This window comes from Candidatus Aminicenantes bacterium (assembly GCA_026393855.1).
GTDB lineage: Bacteria > Acidobacteriota > Aminicenantia > Aminicenantales > UBA4085 > UBA4085.
In genome coordinates this window covers 26,480-46,443 of sequence record JAPKZJ010000100.1, presented here as the reverse complement: position 1 = coordinate 46,443, position 19,964 = coordinate 26,480, and the positions used below count along the sequence as shown (strand labels likewise).

Annotated in this window: 12 protein-coding genes and 1 tRNA gene; 5 read left to right on the top strand and 8 right to left on the bottom strand. The window is 63.8% G+C overall.

From position 1 onward, the window contains the following. Together NTZ26_12520 and NTZ26_12515 are read left to right on the top strand one after the other, a co-directional pair. Nucleotides 1-663, top strand: a 663-nt coding sequence (locus tag NTZ26_12520; GenBank protein MCX6561323.1) for a hypothetical protein, incomplete at its 5' end; no start/stop codon positions are given. Between the two features lie 31 nt (nucleotides 664-694). After that, nucleotides 695-2,653, top strand: coding sequence for a RiPP maturation radical SAM C-methyltransferase (locus NTZ26_12515; protein MCX6561322.1), 1,959 nt, complete (start codon nucleotides 695-697; stop codon nucleotides 2,651-2,653). Between the two features lie 421 nt (nucleotides 2,654-3,074). Here NTZ26_12515 and NTZ26_12510 read toward each other — a convergent pair whose 3' ends face one another. The 8 genes from NTZ26_12510 to NTZ26_12475 all read right to left on the bottom strand — a co-directional run bounded on the left by NTZ26_12510 (nucleotide 3,075) and on the right by NTZ26_12475 (nucleotide 15,801). Continuing rightward, on the bottom strand, nucleotides 3,075-4,877 hold the full coding sequence (locus NTZ26_12510) for a PAS domain S-box protein (GenBank protein MCX6561321.1): 1,803 nt from the start codon (nucleotides 4,875-4,877) through the stop codon (nucleotides 3,075-3,077). A gap of 393 nt (nucleotides 4,878-5,270) precedes the next feature. After that, entirely contained in the window at nucleotides 5,271-6,626 is a 1,356-nt protein-coding gene (locus NTZ26_12505) for a serine hydrolase (protein ID MCX6561320.1), read from the bottom strand. A gap of 92 nt (nucleotides 6,627-6,718) precedes the next feature. Further along, nucleotides 6,719-9,460: a glycosyl hydrolase gene (locus tag NTZ26_12500; protein MCX6561319.1), complete on the bottom strand. Its 2,742-nt coding sequence runs from the start codon at nucleotides 9,458-9,460 to the stop codon at nucleotides 6,719-6,721. A 72-nt stretch (nucleotides 9,461-9,532) separates the two neighbouring features. Beyond that, nucleotides 9,533-12,016, bottom strand: coding sequence for a zinc-dependent metalloprotease (locus NTZ26_12495; protein MCX6561318.1), 2,484 nt, complete (start codon nucleotides 12,014-12,016; stop codon nucleotides 9,533-9,535). Nucleotides 12,017-12,143: 127 nt separating this feature from the next. Continuing rightward, nucleotides 12,144-13,118 carry an aldo/keto reductase gene (locus NTZ26_12490; GenBank protein ID MCX6561317.1) on the bottom strand — a complete coding sequence of 325 codons (975 nt, stop codon included), beginning with the start codon at nucleotides 13,116-13,118 and terminating at the stop codon, nucleotides 12,144-12,146. A gap of 16 nt (nucleotides 13,119-13,134) precedes the next feature. Beyond that, nucleotides 13,135-14,586: a C45 family autoproteolytic acyltransferase/hydrolase gene (locus tag NTZ26_12485; GenBank protein MCX6561316.1), complete on the bottom strand. Its 1,452-nt coding sequence runs from the start codon at nucleotides 14,584-14,586 to the stop codon at nucleotides 13,135-13,137. 169 nt (nucleotides 14,587-14,755) lie between these two features. Further along, a complete protein-coding gene (locus NTZ26_12480; protein ID MCX6561315.1) occupies nucleotides 14,756-14,926 on the bottom strand; it encodes a hypothetical protein in 171 nt (56 codons plus the stop codon). Then, nucleotides 14,923-15,801, bottom strand: coding sequence for an SPFH domain-containing protein (locus tag NTZ26_12475; GenBank protein MCX6561314.1), 879 nt, complete (start codon nucleotides 15,799-15,801; stop codon nucleotides 14,923-14,925). Before NTZ26_12475 ends, NTZ26_12480 begins: the two co-directional genes overlap by 4 nt. Before the next feature lie 133 nt (nucleotides 15,802-15,934). Here NTZ26_12475 and NTZ26_12470 point away from each other — a divergent pair. The 3 genes from NTZ26_12470 to NTZ26_12460 all read left to right on the top strand — a co-directional run bounded on the left by NTZ26_12470 (nucleotide 15,935) and on the right by NTZ26_12460 (nucleotide 19,861). Then, nucleotides 15,935-16,025 (top strand) — tRNA-Ser (locus NTZ26_12470). Between the two features lie 270 nt (nucleotides 16,026-16,295). Then, nucleotides 16,296-16,574 (top strand): hypothetical protein, encoded by a 279-nt coding sequence (locus tag NTZ26_12465; protein ID MCX6561313.1) that lies wholly within the window; start codon nucleotides 16,296-16,298, stop codon nucleotides 16,572-16,574. Nucleotides 16,575-16,681: 107 nt separating this feature from the next. Then, nucleotides 16,682-19,861 carry a glycosyl hydrolase gene (locus NTZ26_12460; protein ID MCX6561312.1) on the top strand — a complete coding sequence of 1,060 codons (3,180 nt, stop codon included), beginning with the start codon at nucleotides 16,682-16,684 and terminating at the stop codon, nucleotides 19,859-19,861. Nucleotides 19,862-19,964: the final 103 nt, after the last annotated feature.

Here is a 19,964-nt window from a genome sequence, read left to right as displayed (position 1 = left end):
AAGGCCGGCGACTATCGGCGTCCGCTCCGTCTCATCCCCCTGATATCGCATCTTCAGCCGCCTTACGAAGCCAGGCCCATCCGCCTCGACCGCTTCAGCCCTCATCTCGCCCGCCCCGCGGACTTCGGTCTGCGCAACCTCCGCCCTTCGCCCTTCTATCGGCATGTCTACCCGGGCTTGGACGAACAGGCCCTCCAAGAGCTGGCCTATTATTTCGTCGGCGAATTCGCGGCGCAGGACGATCTCGAGGCCCGCTCCCGGGACCTCCTCCTGGCCGTTCGGGACTGGACCGAGCAGGCCGGGCGATCCGCCTTGTTTTCGCTGGAGGAAGGGGAACGGCTTTTGATCTGCGATTTCCGCCCCTGCGCCCGCAAGCCCCTCTTTATCCTGACCGGTTCCCAGCGCCGGATCTATGAGGCCTGTGATCAGATCCGGAGCGGCGCGTACCTGCGGAAGCTTCTGTCCGCCGATCGGGGACGGGAGGCGAAAGACGAGGACCTGGTCTCGCTCGCGGCCCCTCTGCTGGAGCACGGCTTGATGATCGAGGAGAACGGCCGGTATCTCAGCCTGGCCGTCCCGCTGGGCTTCGAGTATTTCCCCCCCGAGCCCGTCTGGCCCCGCATGGCGGAGGTCTCCGATCTCTTTCCCGTTCTCCAGCCTTGACTCCGTCCCTGCGATGGCATAATTTCCCGACATGCCCCGAGTGAACGACCCCATCGACAACTTCTTTCCCGATATCGCTCCCGCGCCCGTGGCCCTAGTCAACATGCCGCTCTTCGCTGTGGATCGCCCCGCGCTGGGCATCAGCCTGCTCAAGGCCGACCTCGCCAGGCATGACATCCCTTGCGCCAACCTCTATCTAAACATTCCTTTTGCCGAGAGAATCGGCCTGGAGACCTGCGGCGAGCTCGACCTCCTGGCGCGGGATGCCGCGGCGGGCGATTGGATGTTTGTGGAATCGCTGTGGGGGCGGGACGAGGCGAGGGACTCCGGCTATCTTCGCCGGATCGCCGAGAGCCGGGTTCAGGAGGATACGGGAGACTACCAGCGGAAGGACGGAATCGAAATCGAGCAGATGCTGGCGATGTGCCGCCGAGAGGCGACCCTATTCATCGAGGACTGCCTGGAAAGAGTCTCTTGGCAGGAGTATCGAATCGTCGGGTTTTCTTGCCAATGCCAACAGCTGATCTCTTCGCTCGGCTTGGCCCGGCGCCTAAAGGAAAAATACCCCGGAATCTTCGTCGCTTTCGGCGGGGGAAACTGCCGGGGCGATATGGGGGTGGCCTTATTCAAGGCTTTCCCGTTCATCGATGCGGTCTGCCTGGGAGAAGGGGAAGATGTGTTCGCGGCTCTCGCGACCGCCATCCTCGAGAAGCGATCTCCGGGAGATATTCCGGGCATCCTGCATCGGGAGACGGCCGATCCCGCGGCCGTGACGGCAGCCACGATCGCCGATCTCGACGGGCTTCCATACCCGGATGGCGACGATTTCTTCGCCCAGCGCGAGCATTATCCGAATCCCGAAATCGGCAAGCTCCATCTGGTTGTCGAAACCTCGCGCGGTTGCTGGTGGGGCCAGAAATCCCAGTGCGCTTTCTGCGGGCTCAACGTCAACGCCCTGGCTTATCGCCAGAAATCGGCGCCCCGGGCGCTCGAGGAGTTCGCCTCGATGCTCGACCGGTACGGCTTCCGAACCCGCAGCCTGCGGGCTGCCGACACCATTCTGCCCAAGAGCTTTCCGGAGACGTTCTTCCCCCTGCTCGAGCGGTCCGGATTGCAGCCGGAGATCTTCTACTATGTCCGATCCGACCTGACGAAGGACCAGGTCCGGGCGGCCCGGCGGGCGGGCCTGCGGGAGATCCAGCCCGGTATCGAGAGCCTCAGCCGGGCCGCGCTCAAGCGCATGAGGAAGGGCGTCACACCGCTCCAGAACGTCCGACTCCTGAAATGGTGCAAACAATTCGGGGTCTTCCCGATCTGGTACTATCTCTACGGCATGCCCGGCGAGCGGCCGGAGGAATACCTGGAAGGCCTCCGGATTCTCAAGGCGATTTCCCATCTGACCCCCCCGGCCAGGGTCAGCCGGGTTCGGATCGACCGCTACAGCCTCTTCCAGATGCGGCCAACCGACTTCGGGCTGCGCAACTTGCGGCCTTCCCCCCTCTATCGCTTCATCTATTCGGGTTTGGACGAGAGCGCGATCCGGAATCTGGCCTATTATTTCGACGCCGACGACGATACCGATCCGTCCATCGCCCCTCTGACGGCAAGGCTTCTCGAAGCCATCGGGCAATGGACTCAAGCCGCGGCCGGTTCCGCCCTCATCTCTCTCGACGAACCGGACCGGCTCGTCATCTGCGATTTCCGGCCCGGAGCCGCGACCTCGGTCCATGTCCTAACCGGCTTGCAGCGCCGGGCTTACGAAGCCTGCGAAGAGATCCGGACTCGATCCGATCTTCGGAGGCTGCTGGGCGCGGAAACCGGGGGAGAGATGGCTGAGGAAGCCCTGCCAGCGGTCCTTCAGCCGCTTCTGGACGCTGATCTCCTCATCGAGGAGAAGGACCAGATCCTCAGCCTGGCCGTTCCGCTGGGGTTCGAGTACTTCCCGCCGGAGGCGCTCTGGTCGCGTTTCTCCGAGATTCCGGAGACTTGATCAAGGTCTATACATGAAAATCCTTCGCGTCGTTTCAAAGGCCATAATTGGCTGATCAAGGACCCCAATAGCGGGCTGGACGTCTATCGATCCGACAATCTCGACACGTGGACTTATCAGGGGAAGATCCTGGATAAGTCCGGAACTCGGAACAGCGACGGGACCATCGGCAAGCATGCCGACGTCGTCGTCTGCGGGGAGAAGGCCTACATCATCTACTTCACGCACCCGTTCACGGAGAAGGCGCCCGAGCGCGACGGCGTTTCGCCTTTCTCGAACCGGCACACCGCCCTTCAGGCGGCGGAGTTGGAGGTCATCGACGGCCGGCTGGTCTGCGACCGCGACAAGCCGTTCCGGATGCGATTGACGCCCCCGGCGGTGCCGCGCTAGCCTCCGTTCTTTTCGTTGGGCACCGGAGCTTTCAGACTCTGCGGGAGTAGGCTTTATCGTTGAATACCAGCCGGAACCTCGCTCCCGGCTGGTTGGCGACGTCCAGGGCGCCGTCCAATTGGGCCGTGAGATCGCGGACGATCTGCATTCCCAAGGCCTCGACCGTCATGATGTCGAAGCCGTAGGGCAACCCGATACCGTCGTCGGCCACCGTGATCTCGACCGTGCGGTCGGGAGAGCGGCGCAGGCCGATCGTGATCGTCCCGGTGCGGCCGTCCGGAAAGGCATGGAGGAGCGCGTTGGTGAGCAGCTCGTTGACCAGGAGGCCGCACGGCCCGGCCGCGGTCGTGTCAATCAGGCATTCGTCGCCCTCTATGTTCAGGGCGATTCGCCGTTCGTCGATGTCCAGAGCCCGGAAGAGGGAGTGGGCCAGATCCAGGCAATAGGCCCGGAATTCGATGTCCGTCGCGTACTTCGACCGAGACAGCTTGTCGTGAACAATGGCCATGGCCCGAATCCGGGCCTGGCAATCCTGCAACACCTTGATCACTGCCGGGTCGGGAATGGATGCGGCGTGTCTGCCGACGAGGCTGGAGGCGACCTGCAGGCAGTTCTTGACCCGGTGATGGACTTCGCGGAGAAGGATCTCCTTCTCGAGGAGAGAGGCGTGGAGGTCGGTCTCCAAACTCTTTCGCGTGCCGACGTCGATGATCAGGCCAAGGGCGGCCGGCAAACCGTTCCATTCGTACCGGGCGCTGAAGACCTCGACCGGAAATATACGGCCGTCCACGGCCAGCGCGCGGAACTCGTACCGCCGTTGGTCCTCCTCGCCGGAGACGCGGGCGGCAAGGCTTGTGTCCACCAGGGCGTAGTCATCGGGGTGGACGAAGGACGATAGAGGGAGGGATCCGACGATCTGCTCCGGCGAGGCCCCGAACATGCGGCCGAACTCGGGATTGACATAGCGGAAAAACCCGTTTTGAAAAATATAGACGCCCGCCCGCATGTGCTCGGCCAGGTTTTTGAAAGCGCTTTCGGAATGGAGAAGCTTTTGCTCGATCTCTTTCCGCGCCGTGATGTCCCGGACGACCCCGAATGCGTAGTCCACCCGGCCGGGGGGCGAGATGACGGGGAAAAGCCGCAAGTCGAACCAGGCGAATCCGTTGTCCAGAAGATGGGGAAACTCGATCTGGAAAGGCATAGCGGACCGGAGCGCGACGTCGACCAAGTTCCGCTGCGAAGACTCGAGGGCCGGGAAGATCGCGGCGAGACTCGCGTCTTCAGCCGGAGGAATTTTGATTCCGAGGGACGCGGCGACATCGTTGAGAAAGGCGATCCGGCCGTCTAGGTCGAGCGTGAAGAGGATGTCGGGGATGGCCTCGGCCAGGACGCGGCATTGTTCTTCGCTCCGATGCCAAAGGCGATCGGCCTGCATATGGGCGTTGCGCTCCCGGACCAGGCGGGAACTGGAATCCAGATCGAGGCGCTGGTGGCGCTGTAAGGCGAGTCCGGCGAAAAAGCAGGGCAGCCAGCCGGCGATGAAGAGCGCGGTCGCGGAGGGCGCGGACGACAGGGGGAGGCGGGCGATAAGGATCGCTGCGTTGAGCACGAAGACGAGCGACAGAGCGAGGTGTACGGGGGGAGAGAGATAAAGGGCGGATAGGATCAGGGGACCGAGCAGGGCGATAAAGAGGACCGGCGTGTCGAGCGAGAAGGAGAGAATCGCGACGTCGACGAGGGCGATCGCGCCTATGTAAGGCAGCAGGCTGAGGAGGGGCCGATATCGCCTCTTGGCCTCGGCCTTGCCGAGCCAATAGAAAGACAGCTCGTTCATCATGAACCCTCCGCCGACCGGGAAAGGGATCCTTCCCGGCCCCTATCTACATGTTAGAGCCGTGATCCGCCTCGGTCTATCGCCTCTAGTGGTCAATCCGGGGGTGAGCGTGGAAGGGGGAAAGGGGATAGGGACTTGAAGGGGGAGCCCCCCTTTGGCTTCGCCGGATCGGCAGCCGTCTTGCCCGGCGTATCTGATAGACATTAAATAAGTTCAGACCTGTGCGACCGATTCTTGGATTCTCGCTTCCTCGAGACATTGTTCATGGAAAGGAGGAGGGAGGGGATAGGGGTGATGAATACTCCGCCGGCTTACGTTGGCCCGGTTGTTCCCGAGGATCAAGCGGTGTCTATCGCCAGGCGCAAGCCCGACTTCAAGGGGCGTTGAATCCGATCAGCGCCTGGGCAGCCAGGTCCGTATCTGGCGGGCGACATCCGCGGCGGCGGGGGGATCGAGGTTGGCCAGGACGACGATGATGTAGCCGCTTCGGGCGTCCCATTCGAGAGCCGCGTTGAGGCCGGGTGCACCGCCGGCGATCCCCATCCCGCCGCCCCGCTCGTTTCCGAGGCGGCCTTCCTTCAAGGCCGTCGCGTAATTCAGCATGTCGCGCAGGGTCGAATATCCGCCGCCGGCCGAACTGCCCCGGCCGGGCAGAGAGTCGTAATTGGATCGCAGCGGGCCGCCTTCCTTGGTGTAGCCGAGGGCTCGATCGGCGACGGTTTCGTCCTTGGCGAACGATCCGGAGTCGACCATGCCTGCCGGCTTGTAGATGCGCTCCCGGATGAAATCGTAATAGTCCATCCCCGCGGCCTTGGCGACGATCAGGCCCAGCACGACGAATCCCCCGTTGGAATACAGATTGCGCTCGCCGGGCTTGAAGGCCAGCGGCTGATCGGCGAAGAGGGGGAGATAATCGGCCAGCGTCAGAATCTTCTTTTTATCCACCTTCTCGTAGCGCTCGCCGAAAAAGTCACCGATGCCGGACGTCATAGCTAGGAGATGGCGGACCGTAACTTGGGCGGCCGCTTCTTTGTTCGGGTATTCGGGGAGGAATTTGCCGATCGTGTCGTCGAGGGACAGCTTGCCTTCCGCTACGAGCATCTTTACAGCGGTCTCGGTGAAGGATTTGTTGATCGATCCGATGTTGAATTTCGTGCCGGTTCGATTGGGGATTTTCTTCTCCCGATCGGCCAGGCCGACCGCGGATTCGAACAGCGTCTTGCCGTCATGGGCGATCAGGACGGCGCCGGAGAACTCGTCCCGGGCCGCCAGCCCCTCGAGATGCGCTTTGGCCGTGGCGACCAGGGCGGCGTCATCGGGCTTGGGATCGGCCGCGATCTCTTCTTCGCCCAGGTCCATGACCTTGATTCCCAATAATCCGAAGGGCTCCTTGGGGGCGAATTCAAAGTCCATCTGGACGAGCGGGCCGTTGGAACATTTGACCATGGCGCTGATCAAGTCGGGCTTGGCCTCGATGATCTTCTGAAGCTCGAGCTTCCCCAGCCGCTGGAGCATCTGCCGATAGCGGCCGAGGCGGGCGTCAAGAGGCGTCTCCTTGAGGCCGTCCGCGTCGGCGTGGGCAGTGAAGAACGCCTGCATAGCCGCCTCTCCGGCATTGAAGGCCTTGAAATAGGCCTCGACGTGGCGGCCGGCCGGCGTCGCCGGGATCGGCGGGGGCGTCTGCGCGGCGACGGCGATCGAGGCCGCGAGTATGAATAAGGCCGGGGCGATCAAGCGGATTCTGCTCATGGGTTGACCTCGCGATGGAGTTGGATGCCCATTCTAACCCGGAACGGGGCGAATCCGTTGCGTGGGCCGGATTCCCCCAAAAGGGCGAGTCGTCAGCGCTTGTCGTAGACGATCAGACGGACGGGACCGATCAACCCCGAAGGAGCCGGGCCGCCGGCGGATTTTTTCTCTTCCGGCGCGGCGAAACGGTTTCCATATTCCTTCCTCAAGGGCTCGAGGTCCTGATCGGGGAGCCCCAGAAACCGATTGAGGGGCAAGTTGGCTACAGTGACCTCGAGCCGATTACGGCCCGGTCGTAGCGCCGCGGTGATATCGACCTCGAGCGGCGGGTTGAAAAGAACTCCGAGCGGGATCCCGTTCAACCGGATCTCCGCCGCTTCCCGGATCTGGTCGAAGGCCAGCCGCGCGCGCTCCGGCAGCGGACCCTCCCAGATGAAATCCGCGGCGTAGGCCCCCAGCCCCGAGAAAAACTTTCCGGCCGGTATCTCTGTCCAGGAGACGAGGTCTGATAGCTGGATTGACGGAGGGGCCTCCGGCCCGTCGAATTGGAGAGTCCATTCGGTCTTGATCGGCACGATCCTGTCGGGAGGGGGCGGCTGGGCCGATCGGGGGGCCAGCGCATTCGAGGTCTTTCCTCCGGCGACGAGGAACAAAGAACCGCGTGCCGACAGGTGGATTTCCATGGCCTTGCCTTTCGGGTCGGTGCTGCGGATTTCGGAGCGAAACGCGTCCCATACTTCGATCGGACGCGTCTCGCCCGGCCAATCGACCGTAAAGGCGGCGTCCTCGGCTCCGACATTGGCCAGAAAATAGATATCCCGCTCCCCGGCTCGTCTGTGGACGAAGCCGACGTCAAGGGGCTTGTCGCTGAAGCGAATTTGGGGAACAATTGCGGTTGCCAGGATCTCTCCCGCTCCCTTATCTTCGGTCACCAGGACGGCGCGCCCGCGGCCGCAGGCGTGCCATACTCCCGGCTGGGGCGACTCGCCGAACAGATCGGACAGAAGCCGGCGCAGACGTGGCAGTCCCTGGACTCCCCGCAGGCCGGGGATCCGGCCGGGGAGTCTGCGGGTCGCCACTACGGTCCCCCCGGCGCGGCAGAAGGCGGCGACGCGTTCCAGAGCTTCGAGGTCGAGGCGTTCGAGATTCGGCAGGACGAGGGCTTCGAATTCGGCCCGGCCGACGACGAGGCGGCGGTCCTTGACCGCGCCCAGGCGCTCAACGGCCCAGAAATCGATCCCGTCGTATTCGAACCCCGCCGAGACGATGCCGTCCAGGAGGTCGGAATGGTGTCGAAGCGCGTTGCGCAGCCCGAATTCGCTGGTCGGGGCGCCGGTCACAAGCTTATCCTTGAGGGCGAAATCCAGCAGCATCCGGTCGGCCGAGCCGTCGGAAAGGATGTCTTCGATTGGGAGATAGACGGCGACCTTACGCACCGGCTCGCCCTGGCGGAGCAGCCATTGGCAGCGGTTGAGATAGTCCCCGAGCGCGGGAAAGAACGCCCATTGAGGATTTCCCGGGCCCAGCGTGGGGCCGTAGTAGGGCATCCAGCCGGGCGTTCCGGCGACAGCAGGAGAATAGGGGAAATCCACGCCCGTCAGATCGTTGGCCCCGGCGAGGAAGGTCATGTCGCTGACGACTTTGAGGTCGCTCAGACTGTCGCCCAGACGATTGGGTATCCCCGACCAAGTCCAGGCTTCGGCGCCGACTACGTTGTGCCCCGCGATCCTGGCCATCGAGGATACATAGCGCTGGACGCAATACCCGCGCCATTCGTAATGTTCCCCAGTCGGGAGGGAGATCGCCCCGCCGGCTGTCATGGGGTTGGGCGGCGTTCCGTAAGGCTCCATTTCGAGAACAGCCCCGCGCCGATCGCACCAGCGGCCCAACGGAACGATGAAGCGCTCTTCGACCAGCTCGGCCAGCGTCCGCCAGAAATCGTGACGCAGGTCCCGGCGGGCCGGCGCGGCCTCGTCGAATAGCTCGGGCAGCCGCGGAATCAGGTCGTAGCCCCGCCGTCGCTTGAATTCTTTGGGTAGATCGGGCGCCCAGTTCGAGCGGTAGACCTCGAGGCTGTCGCAACCGAAGCCGCGGATCAATCCGGGCGCGGCGTCGAACAGCGGCTGAGCGACTTTGGCCAGCCAGCGCTCCAGGGCGGCCTGGTCGTAATGGCTCAACACTTGGCCCTCGCCGCCGAAGGACGCCCGCTTGACCTGTTGGCCGGTCGGGCCGGAAATGAAAGCGATGATGTCGACGGTGAGCGGGTCAGGCAGGCGCTTCGCGCGGACGGCGGCAGTGATGTCCTTGCGGCCTTGGAACGCGGCGACGATCGATTCGCCGGGCGCGAGACTCACCAGCTCTTTTGGCGGCGGCGTGCCTTTCGTGCCGAGGACTCGGCGAAGGCGCAGCGCGGCGTCGCGCGGCTCGACGGCGGGGCCTCCGAAAGGCCAGCCCGTTCCGCCGTTGACGGAAAAAGTGAGGCCCAGCGCCGCGGCTTTTCGGGCGGCGTATCCGAAGGTCCGAAGGAATTCGGGCGAGCCGAATCTCTGGTTGAAGACGCCGCGGGCCGCGTCGTCCAATTCGACGGGGTAGAGAAAGTAGACGGTCACTCCGCCCACTCCGGAGCTCTTGATGAAAGCCAATTGGCGGTCGATCTCGGGTTCGGTCCAGGCCGGGCCAAAGACGCGCCAGTAGAGCCGCATCCGGGATTCGACCGGGACTTGGCGGAAGCCGGCTGCTAAATCGGGAGACTGGATCACGGCGGGAGTGGGGGCGGGTGCGGCGAGGCTGGTCGTCAGAAGGGCGAGCGCGGCCAGGATGGGAACAATTCGCATGACAGACCTCGCAAGGGAGCGAATCCCCCCGCCCGCGCGAGGCGGGCGGGGGGCAGTTGGACGGCAGTCGCGTTACTTTTTGGGATCGAGGGACTGGGTGATCAGATCCAGCAGGTCGGCTGCATGGATCTTGGTGGCGGCATCCGTCGACTTATTATTACGAAGGAGGTTCAGGATGGTCCGCAGCTCGGCCCGGAAGGCGCCGCGGCTGTCGTCTTTCAAGGCCGTGACGGCCGCTGCCGCCGCCGGGGGAGCCAGGCGGGCGCACAGCAGATCGACATAGGCTCTTTGGAGATTGCGCCGGTAGGGATCGACCTTGGCGGACATGTCGCCCATGAACTCGGTCAGAATGCCGCCTCGAAGGTCGGCCAGCATCTGGACCGTCGTGTAGGCCTGATCGCCGAGGATGGCCTCGTGCTCCTGGAGGCGCAGGAGGCGCGCCGAGCCGAGGATGCCGTTGAGCGCGGCCTGCTGGAGGGCCAGGACGCGGGCTTGTCCGCTCGTCGGCTCCAGCTTGCGCAGGACGTCGGTCGGCAAAAGCCAATCCGGGGTCTTGAAGACGTTGGCGTTCAGGAAGGCGACGGCCTCGGCCTGGCGGGCCTTGGCGATCGGCGTGAACCGCACGCCGGGGGCCGTGCCGGCCTTGGGCACGCTGTCGTAGCCGCCGATGATGTTGGCCACGTGGCCGACTTCGAGCCGGGCCTGGTCCCAGATGGCCTGGTACATATGGTCGAACTGCCGGTAATCCTCGAGCGGCTTGAGCGTCGCTCCCGGCAGCATGGCGATCACCCGCTGCAGGTTTTTGAACCCGAGAGTCGTGGCTTTGACGGCGTCGATATCGCCCACGGCCTCGGTTTCTTCGCCGGGGTCGGTACCGCGGGTGCCGGCCGTGCTGAAGCGCAGGTAGGGGGTCGTGTCCTGCACCTTGATCCATTCGTTTAAAGTCGGCTTTTCTGCGTCCGGGGTCTTAGCCGTCGGAATCGGCGTGTAGCCCCACTTGATGATGAAGTTGTCGTAGGGGCCGATCTTGGGGATGAGATCTTTGGGATCGATCTTGTCCTCGGGCTGGGCCACGTAGTTGAACCGGGCGTAGTCCATCAGGGTCGGCACATGGCTGTTCTTCTTGACCCAATTTTTGTCCCGGATCTGTTCGATGGTGTAAAGAGCCGAGGCCTTGAAGTTGTGGGGCAGGCCCAGCGAGTGGCCGACCTCATGGGTGATGATGTAGAGGAGGATGTCGCCCATCACTTCGTCGGGCATCGGCAGGGTCTTGACGCGGGGGTCGAGCGGGCCCGACTGGACCCAATACCAATCGCGGGCCAGCTGCTGGACGTTGTGGTAAATCTCGACGTCGGCCTCGAGGATCTCGCCGCTCCGGGGGTCGGAAACGTGCGGGCCCATGGCGTTGGCCGTGGTCGAGGGCACCCAGCGGACGACCGAATAGCGGGCGTCGTCGGCCGACCAGTCGGGGTCTTCCTGCGGCGTCGGCGCTTCCTTGGCTACGATGGCCTTCAGGAAACCGGCTTCCTCAAAGGCGGGCTGCCAGGCTTCGATGCCCTTCTTGACGTAAGGGACCCACTTCTTGGGCGTGGCCGGGTCGACATAAAAGACGATCGGCTTGACCGGTTCGCTCTTGGCCGCGGCCGGGTTCTTCTTCTCCAGCCGCCAGCGGGCGATGTAATCCACGACCGTGGTCTCGTGGTCGGGACGGCTGTAATCGGTGTGGCTCTGGGAGAAATAAGGGGCCCGGTTATCGAGCAGTCGGCCCATCATCTGCTTTTCGGGCAGCTTGACGAAGGAGTAGTGCACGACCGCCGTCGGACTGGGAGGAGACGGCATCATGTCGGCGAACTGGGGCGGGAACCCGGCCGGAAGCTGGGCCGGCTTGGGGTTGAACGTTTGGAGGGCTTCGACGTTCAGGTTTAGCGGGAAGACCCGGACTTTATCCAGGAAGGTGCGGGAGGCGTCGATGTTCAGGCCGCCCAGCGTCTTCTTGACCGGGATTTCGTTGACGTCGGAGGTGAAGAGCTTCGTGGCGTCGATGACCGGGGAGCCGTCCGCGGCCAGGGCCTCGACATTGAAAGCCATCATGATCGTGGCCGTGTTCATGGCGTCGACGGCCTTCTTGATCGGGTCGTTGGGGTCGGCGATGTTGGCGTAGGAAACAACTCGCAGCAGAACCTTGTTCTCTCGCAGCTCCCAGCGGACAACCATGTCGTCGACTTCCTGGCCGGGGTAGCTCGAGGCGGCGGGGCTCTTCTTGATCTGGACGACCAGCAGGAAGTCCTTGCCCAGCTCGCCCGTGGGGATCTCGAGCAGGAGTTTGCCCTTGGACGTGTGGGCCTTGAAAACGCCGATTTGGGTCTTGAACTCCGGAGTGACGACCTTGTCGTAGGGCTTGGGCTCGCTATCCTGGGGCTTGGCCGGAGGCGTCTCCGGCTTGACCGGAGCGGCCTGCGCCTGCGGCTTGGCCGGGTCTTCTTTTTGCGGCTTTTCCTGGGCCATGGCGGGTATGATGAGGGCCAGGGAAAGCAGGACGATAAAACATCGTTTCATCCGAAACCTCCTTGAAAACGATCGAAGGAAGAATATACCATTTTCGGGCGACAGGCCCAATCGAGAGAGGACGGCGCGGGCCGAGGGGCGATCCGGTCAGCCGGCCGGGCCGCCCGGGCGGCGTCGCTTATTCGTCCCGCAGCGGCCGCGAGATCTCGTCCAGGCAGGCCAGCTCGGCCGAGCCGAGAGTGAAAGTCATCGACTTAGTGTTGGACTCGGCCTGGGTTCTTTTCGTGGCGCCCGGGATGACGACCACGGCGTCGCCGCTGAAGCTGAACAGCCAGTTCAAGGCGACCTGGGCCGGTGTGGCCCCGTGCCGCGAGGCGACGTCCTTCAGGGCATCGATCAGCTCGCGGCTCTTCGCCAGGGCTTTGTGACGATAGAAGCCCCGCCACTTGCGCATGCCGGCGAGGGCCTTGAGCTGGCCGGGGTCGTCGTGGAAGCGGCCGGTCAGGACACCCTGCTCGAGCGGGGAATAGGCGATGATCGAGATGCCCAGCTCCTTGGCTGCGTCGAGCACGCCGCTTGTCTCGATCTTGCGGTGCATCAGGCTGTAATGGACTTGATTCGAGACGAGGGGGATGCCTTCTTCGGCCAGGACGCGGTGAGCCTCCCGCATTCGCCCGGCGCCGAAGTTGGAGACGCCGACATAGCGGATCTTCTTCGCCTTGACCAGGGCGGCCATGGCCCGGACCTGCTTTTCGGTCGAGGACAGCGAGGTCGGGTTGTGGATCTGGTAGAGATCGATCGGGAAGGGGGCCAGGCACTCGATACGCTCCGCGATCGTCTCGCCGATGCTCTTGGCCCGGCGCAGAACCGGCATCCACTTGGTGGCCACGATCACGTCGCTCGGGAGCCGCCCCGCTTTCTGCAGAACTCTTGAGAGCTGTTTCTCGGAGGCGCCGTTGCCGTAGGCCTCCGCCGTATCGAACCAGTTGATGCCCCCGTCGAGCGAGGCGGCGACGATGGCTTCGATCTCCTCCTCGGGCAGGGCGGGCCAATACTTCATCAGGCCTCGGCCCTGGCTGAACTGCCAGCAGCCCAGCCCGACCGGGGTGACCATCAGATCGGATTTTCCGAGCCGGCGCAGAGGGATCGTCATGGGGTTTTCCTCGGGCTTACTTCTTGGCTTCAAACAGCGTCCAGGGATTGGCCTTCATGTCCTTGAGATAAGGAATCTGCCAGGCCCACTCGGGCCGCGCCTTGACGAATTCGGCGGCGACGAAATCGCGGCCGCAGGGATGGCCCATCCGGCCCCAGAGCTTGAGCCCCTTGGCCAGGGCTCCCGTCGTGACCTTGCCCTGCACCGCGCCGCCGGGGTAGTGGGGCGCCCAGGAGAATTCCGGCAAGCCCTTGGCGTCTCCCTCGACGTGTCCGCAGAGGACGTTGGCGTTGTCGGCTGCGGCCCCCGTCGAGGCGTCGATGTGATCGCCCATAAAGGCCATGGCCTTGTCGGCGTCGATCGTCCCCTTGTTCTCCTTCATCAATTGTTCCCAACGGGTCCGCCGGACGCAGACCGACTGCTTGGTGTTCTTGGGGTCGAACGTCGTCTCTTCGGCAATAACCTGCTCACCGACCGGGAAGTTGGCCCCGACATAATAGCCGTCCTTCGTCCGCCAGACGCGATGGCTCTTAAGGCCGACCTCGACCCGGGCGATCTCGCCGGCGTTGAGGTCGCCGACCAGCCAGTCGTTGGCGTAGGCGCCGTTGCTGTCCGTTGTCATGAATTTGACGAAATCATCGATCGAAGCCCCGTATTGGGCGGCCTTGCGGGCTCGAGCGAATTCGGGGGTGCCATCCTCGCGAAAGCCCTTATACTGGGCCATGGTCGTCTCGGTGTAGAGCAGGCCGGCCCCGTTGACGACGAAATCGTCGCCGCTGTGGATATAGCCGGGCATGGCGTCCATAAGTATGCGTTGACCTTGAGATGGAACGATGTCCAGAACGACGTTCCAGCGCTGGCCCAGGATATACTCGGTCCAATTGTTGTGGGCCATCACGACGCCGCCGTCCTTGGTGTAGCCGCCGACGGCCACGAAGGCGCTGCAGTAGGCCGGGGCCTTGTTGTCGCCCGCCCCGGGCTTGGCCTTTTCGTCCAGCCAAGGGATGTAATACCAGGCCAGCTCGATCCAGCCGTTGAGGGCTGTGATGTCGATCCGGTCGTAGCCGAGCTCGGGCCGGCGGGCTTTCAAGCCTTCGGCGATACCTTCGATCTCGTCCTTGTATTCCTGGTCCAGCTTGGGCCAGAACATCCGCTCGGCCGCCTCCCGGAAGAAGGCCCAGTCCCGGTTGGCCGCCTTGGGGAAGTAGAAGGCCATGGTCTTTAGCAAATCGTCGATTTCCGCGGCCAAGTGCCAGCCGTGCTGGAACCCGATCTCGCGGGGCGTTCCCCGAAGATGGACGAAGACCCAGCCGCCGAGGTCCTCGCGCGAGGAGGCTTGCAGCCGGGGATCGGCGGCGCCGGCGGCGGCCGGAGCGGGCGGGGCGGCTTTCGGTCCGCAGGCCGCGAACGACAGGGCGGCGGCGAGCAGGATGGCGACGATTACGAAGCGGCGGCGGGTTAGCGGCATGGCGTCCTCCGGTCGGAAGTGTCGGCAATGGAAAAAACTATATCCCACTGCCGGGTGGGAGACAACCCCTCAAACGTGGGATGAATCGACCGTCACAGAAAAGCCCATAGGACGATCAGAGCGGCGAAAGCCGCCACGACGGCGGCGATGAGGACGAACAGCTTGGCGATCATTTCGGCGCGACCTCCTCGCGCTTGAGACGGCCCGTTTTCCGGACCGCCTCTTTCAGGACGAACTCCATCTGGGCGTTGACGCTGCGCAGCTCGTCCGCGGCCCATTTCTCCAGGGCCGCGTGGACGTCGGCGTCAAGCCGCAGAAGGAACTTCTTCTTCTCGATCAAGAATACAGCGTCCCCGTGTTGATGATCGGCTGGACCTCGGACTCCGAGACCAGGGCCACCAGCAGGTTGTTGACCATGGCGGCCTTCTTCTCATCGTCCAGGTGGACGACATTCTTGGCTTCCAGATGCTCCAGGGCCATCTCGACCATGCCGACGGCGCCGTCGACGATCTGGCGGCGGGCGGCGATGATGGCCTCGGCCGCCTGGCGGCGGAGCATGACCTGGGCGATCTCGGGCGCATAGGCCAGGTGGGAGATGCGGGCTTCGACCACGCGGACGCCGGAGATGTCGAGCCGCTCCTGGACCTGCTCGCGGAGCTTGGCGGCGATCTCCTCGGTGTTGGCCCGCAGCGACTCCTGGTCCTTCTCGTGCGAGTCGTAGGCGTAGTGGGTGGCCAGCTGGCGCACGGCCGTCTCGCTCTGGATGGCCACGAAGTTCTTGTAGTTGTCGACGTTGAAGACGGCCTTGGCCGTGTCGACGACGTGCCAGACGATGACGGCCGCGATCTCGATCGGGTTGCCGCGGGCGTCGTTGACCTTGATCTTCTGGCTGTCGAGGTTGACGATCCGCAAAGTCACCCGCTTCTTGATGGTGAATGGGTTGGCCCAGTGGAATCCTGGCCGGTGCGCCGTGCCGACGTACTTGCCGACGAAGGTGAAGACCTTGGATTCGTTGGGGTGGATGATGAAAAAGCCCGGGATGAGCAGGCCGCCGGTCAACAACAGCAAGATGGCCGCTCCCAGCGTAGGTGTAAAAGTCTGATCGGGCTTGACGCCGATGAGGATCGAAAACGCGCCCGCGAACAGGGCGACGATGACGACCACCATCGCCCAGCCGTTGACCTGGAAGACGCTCTTTTCCTGGATGTTGATCATGGCTCACTCCTTGTATATCAAAGTGATATCACTATGATATTGTTATTGTCAAGCGATTTATTTCCGCGCGGCCGGCGGCCGGGCTTTGGAGGCGGAATGAAAAATGGTAGAATAACCCGGCCAACCGTACCGCGGAGAGGTGCTGGAGTGGTCTAACAGGAGCGCCTGCTAAGCGCTTGTCCTGGTTTACCCCGGGACCGCGGGTTCGAATCCCGCCCTCTCCGTTCCTTTCCCAGAGCGCTGTCCACTCCCCCCTATTTTCATAGGGGGGCAGGGGGGTAAATACCAATAAAAATAGATTGGGAGCGCTCTGGGCAATGAGGGCAACGACAATCAGAACGCATTGCTGCGTGCGATAATCATCGTTCTTTCGTCTACGGGGAGCAGGGGGGTAGATTCCAATGATTCTTTGGCGGGGAACGCGCGGGGCAATCTTCCTGTTCGAACAGCCGGGGGGATTCTCTCTTCCCTCTAGAAAATGCTATCCTAATCCCATGAAAGAGAGCTACTTCAAAAACGGCCCAAAGGCGACTTCGCAGAAGGGTGATCGGCTGACCTACTTCTACAAGTCGGGCCCCATCAAGGCCCAAGGCAAGTTCGTCGACGGCATGATGCAGGGGAAGTGGGTCTTCAACCACGAGGACGGCAGCCTCTGGCAGATCGGACATTTCAAGGACAACCTGAAACACGGCGAGTGGATCCGATACGGCAAGAACGGAAAGGTCGAGTACCGGGAGCGCTTCGTCCTGGGCAAGATCGTCAAGAAGAAGTAAGCCTGGGCTGGAGCCGCGATCGGATGCTCGCGCCGACATCAAAGCCCCCTTGCGCCGGGCGCAGTTTGTTATAAGATACTCCCAATGTCCCAACGAGGAGTCCGTCCATGACGCTTCGCCGCCCGTCCCTTCCCGGTCTGATCCTGCTCTCGATCGCCGCCGCCCTGATCGCCTTGGCGGCTTGCGCCGAAAAGCCTGCGCCCCTGCCGGCCGGCCTGCCCAAGCCGCCCACACGCCTGGCCGACCTGCAGCCGCTCTTCGCCGACCCCCCGGCCGAATACCGCAGCGCCCCGCTGTGGGTCTGGAACGATCGCGTGACCGAGGCGGAGATCGACGAGCAATTGGCCGACTTCAAAGCCAAAGGCATCGGCGGCGTGTTCGTCCACCCGCGCCCCGGCCTGATCACTCCTTACCTCACGCCGGAATGGATCGGCCTCTTCCAGCACGCGGTCGAGAAGGGCAAGTCCCTGGGGATGAAGATCTGGATCTACGACGAGAACTCCTATCCCTCCGGATTCGCCGGCGGGCACGTTCCCGCGGCCATGCCCGACGCCGCCCGGTCCGGGCTGCGGATGACCAAGATGGAGGCGCTTCCGGCCGCTTTCGAGAGCGAGCCGGTCGTCGTCCTGCGCCGCACGGACGCGGGCTTCGAGGACATCACGGCCCGGCTGAAGACCGAGAAGTTCGGCCCGGGCGCCTACATCGTCTATGACATCAACGCCCAGAAACCCAGCCCCTGGTTCGGCGGATATACCTATGTCGATATCATGCGGCCTGACGTCACGGCCAAGTTTCTCGAGCTGACCCTCGACCCTTATAAGGCCGCCTTCGGGGCCGAGTTCGGGGCCGCGGTGCCCGGCTCCTTCCAGGACGAGGCCGAGATCAGCCCGGCCGGCGGCCAGGGCATGACCGTCCTCAACTGGACGCCGCGGCTCTTCGCCGCCTTCCAGGCCAAGTTCGGCTACGACTTGCGGCCGAGCCTACCTTCGCTGACGGACGACGTCGGCGATTTCAAGGCCGTCCGCCACGACTTCTACGCCCTGCTCCTGGACCTCTTCATCGAGGGCTGGGCCAAGCCCTACTTCGAGTATGCCCAGAAGAACAACCTGGCTTTCACCGGCCATTATTGGGAGCACGAATGGCCGCGGCCGGTCAGCAGCCCGGACAACCTGGCTATGGCCGCCTGGTCCCACATGCCCGGCATCGACATCCTGATGAACGACTTCCAGCGCGACACCCACGCCCAATTCGGCAACGCCCGGGCCGTCAAGGAAATCCGCAGCGCCGCCAACCAGATGGGTCTGCCGCGGACGATGTCCGAAACCTACGGCGCCGGCGGTTGGGATCTGACCTTCTTCGACCAGAAGCGGATCGCCGACTGGGAGCTGGCCCTAGGCGTCAACTTCATCAATCAGCATCTTTCCTACGTCACCATCATGGGCGCCCGCAAGCGCGATCACCCGCAGTCGTTCTCCTACCACGAGCCTTGGTGGGGCGACTATAAGATGATGGGGGATTACTTGGGCCGACTGTCGCTGGTTGTCTCCTCCGGCCGGCAGGACAACCGGATCCTGGTCCTGGAGCCGACTACAACCGCCTGGATGCATCATAAGCCCGGCGGGGATACCGACGCCATCAAGGCCATCGGCAAGGACTTCCAGGCCTTCGTTGACGAGCTCGAAGCGGCCCAGGTCGAATACGACCTGGGGAGCGAGGATACTCTGCGGGCTCACGGCCGGGTCGACGGCAAGACCCTGCGGATCGGGCCGCAAACCTATGATGTCGTCGTCCTCCCACCCGGGTTGGAAAACCTGGAAAGGCCCTCCGTCGATCTGCTCGGGAAGCTCCTGGCCAAGGGCGGACGCGTTCTGGCTCTTGTCCCGGCGCCTGCTTTTGTCGCCGGCCGTCCCGACAAGGCCGTGGCCGACCTGGCTGCCAAGCATGCCGAACAATGGATGACGGCGACACCCGCCGAGGCGCCGGCCAAGCTGGCCGAAATCCTGGCCCCGGCCCTGCGTTTCACCGTCGCAGGCGCGCCTGCCGCCATGCCCAACATGCTCTTCCACCACCGTCGGACCTTCGCCGACGGGGAGCTCGTCTTCCTGGCCAACATCGATCCGGCGGCGGGAATCGCCGGCGAGCTTGCGGGGCCCGGCAAGTCCGTGAGCCGCTGGGACCCTCTGACCGGCAAGATCGAACCGTATCCCAGCCAAGCAGCGGACAATAGCCTAAAGGCGGCTTTTAACCTTCCCCCGGGCGGCAGCTTGGTCCTGGTGCTCTCGCCCGAACCCGCAACGCCCGTGCCGGCTCCCGCCAACCTGGAATGGGCGGACGCCGCTCCCGGCGCCAAGACCGTGATCGCCCGGGCGGGCGGCAACATTCTGACCCTGGATTACTGCGACCTGACCGTGGGCGGCAAGACTGAGAAGGATCTCTACTTCTACGACGCCCAGCTTAAAACCTACCGAGCCCACGGCCTGGACCGCAACCCCTGGGACAGCGCCGTCCAGTACAAGACCAACATCCTGGACAAGGACAAGTTCGCGGCCGATTCGGGCTTCGAGGCGACGTTCCATTTCCGGGTAGCGCCCGGCGTCGCTCCGGCCGCGCTTGTCGCCGTGATCGAACGGCCCGGCCTCTTCCATGTCTCCTGCAACGGCAAGCCCGTCGAGCCCAAGCCCGGCGAGTGGTGGCTGGACAAGGCCTTCGGGGTCTTCCCCCTGACCGTCAAGCCGGGTGATAACACGATCACGCTCAAGGCGGCGCCGTTCACCATTCACAGCGAGCTCGAACCGATCTATTTGGTGGGCGATTTCGCCGTCAAGGGCGAAGCCAAGGGATTCCAGGTCGTGCCGCCGGCAGCCCTGTCGTTGGGGCCCTGGAGCGGGCAGGGGATGCCCATGGAAAGCGGCCGGGTGGATTACTCCAAAACGATCGACGTGCCGGCCGAGGGACCGGGGGCCGCCCGCTACCGCGTGGCCCTGGGCGCCTGGCTGGGCGCGGAAGCTGAAATTCGGGTCAACGGCAAGAAGGCCGGCCTGATCGCCTTCGCCCCCTTCGAGCTGGACATCACCGGATCGCTTCAGCCGGGGCGAAACGAAGTCACCGTGGCCGTCATCGGGACGCTCAAGAACACCCTGGGACCCTTCCACAACAATCCCCAGCTCGGCCGGGCCTGGCCGGGATCGTTCCAGCAGGGCGCTAAAGGCGGCCGTCCGGCCGGCAAGGACTACTCCGTCGTCGGCTACGGGCTGTTTGAGGATTTCAAGGTCCAGAAGACGCGCTGAGCGCCCGGGCAGAAGGGATCGCCAAAATCCCTTCGGATTGTCGTCCCGAGTCCCGCCGAAGGCGGGGCGTGGGGATCTCTCTTCGGCGAATCGTAAACGATGG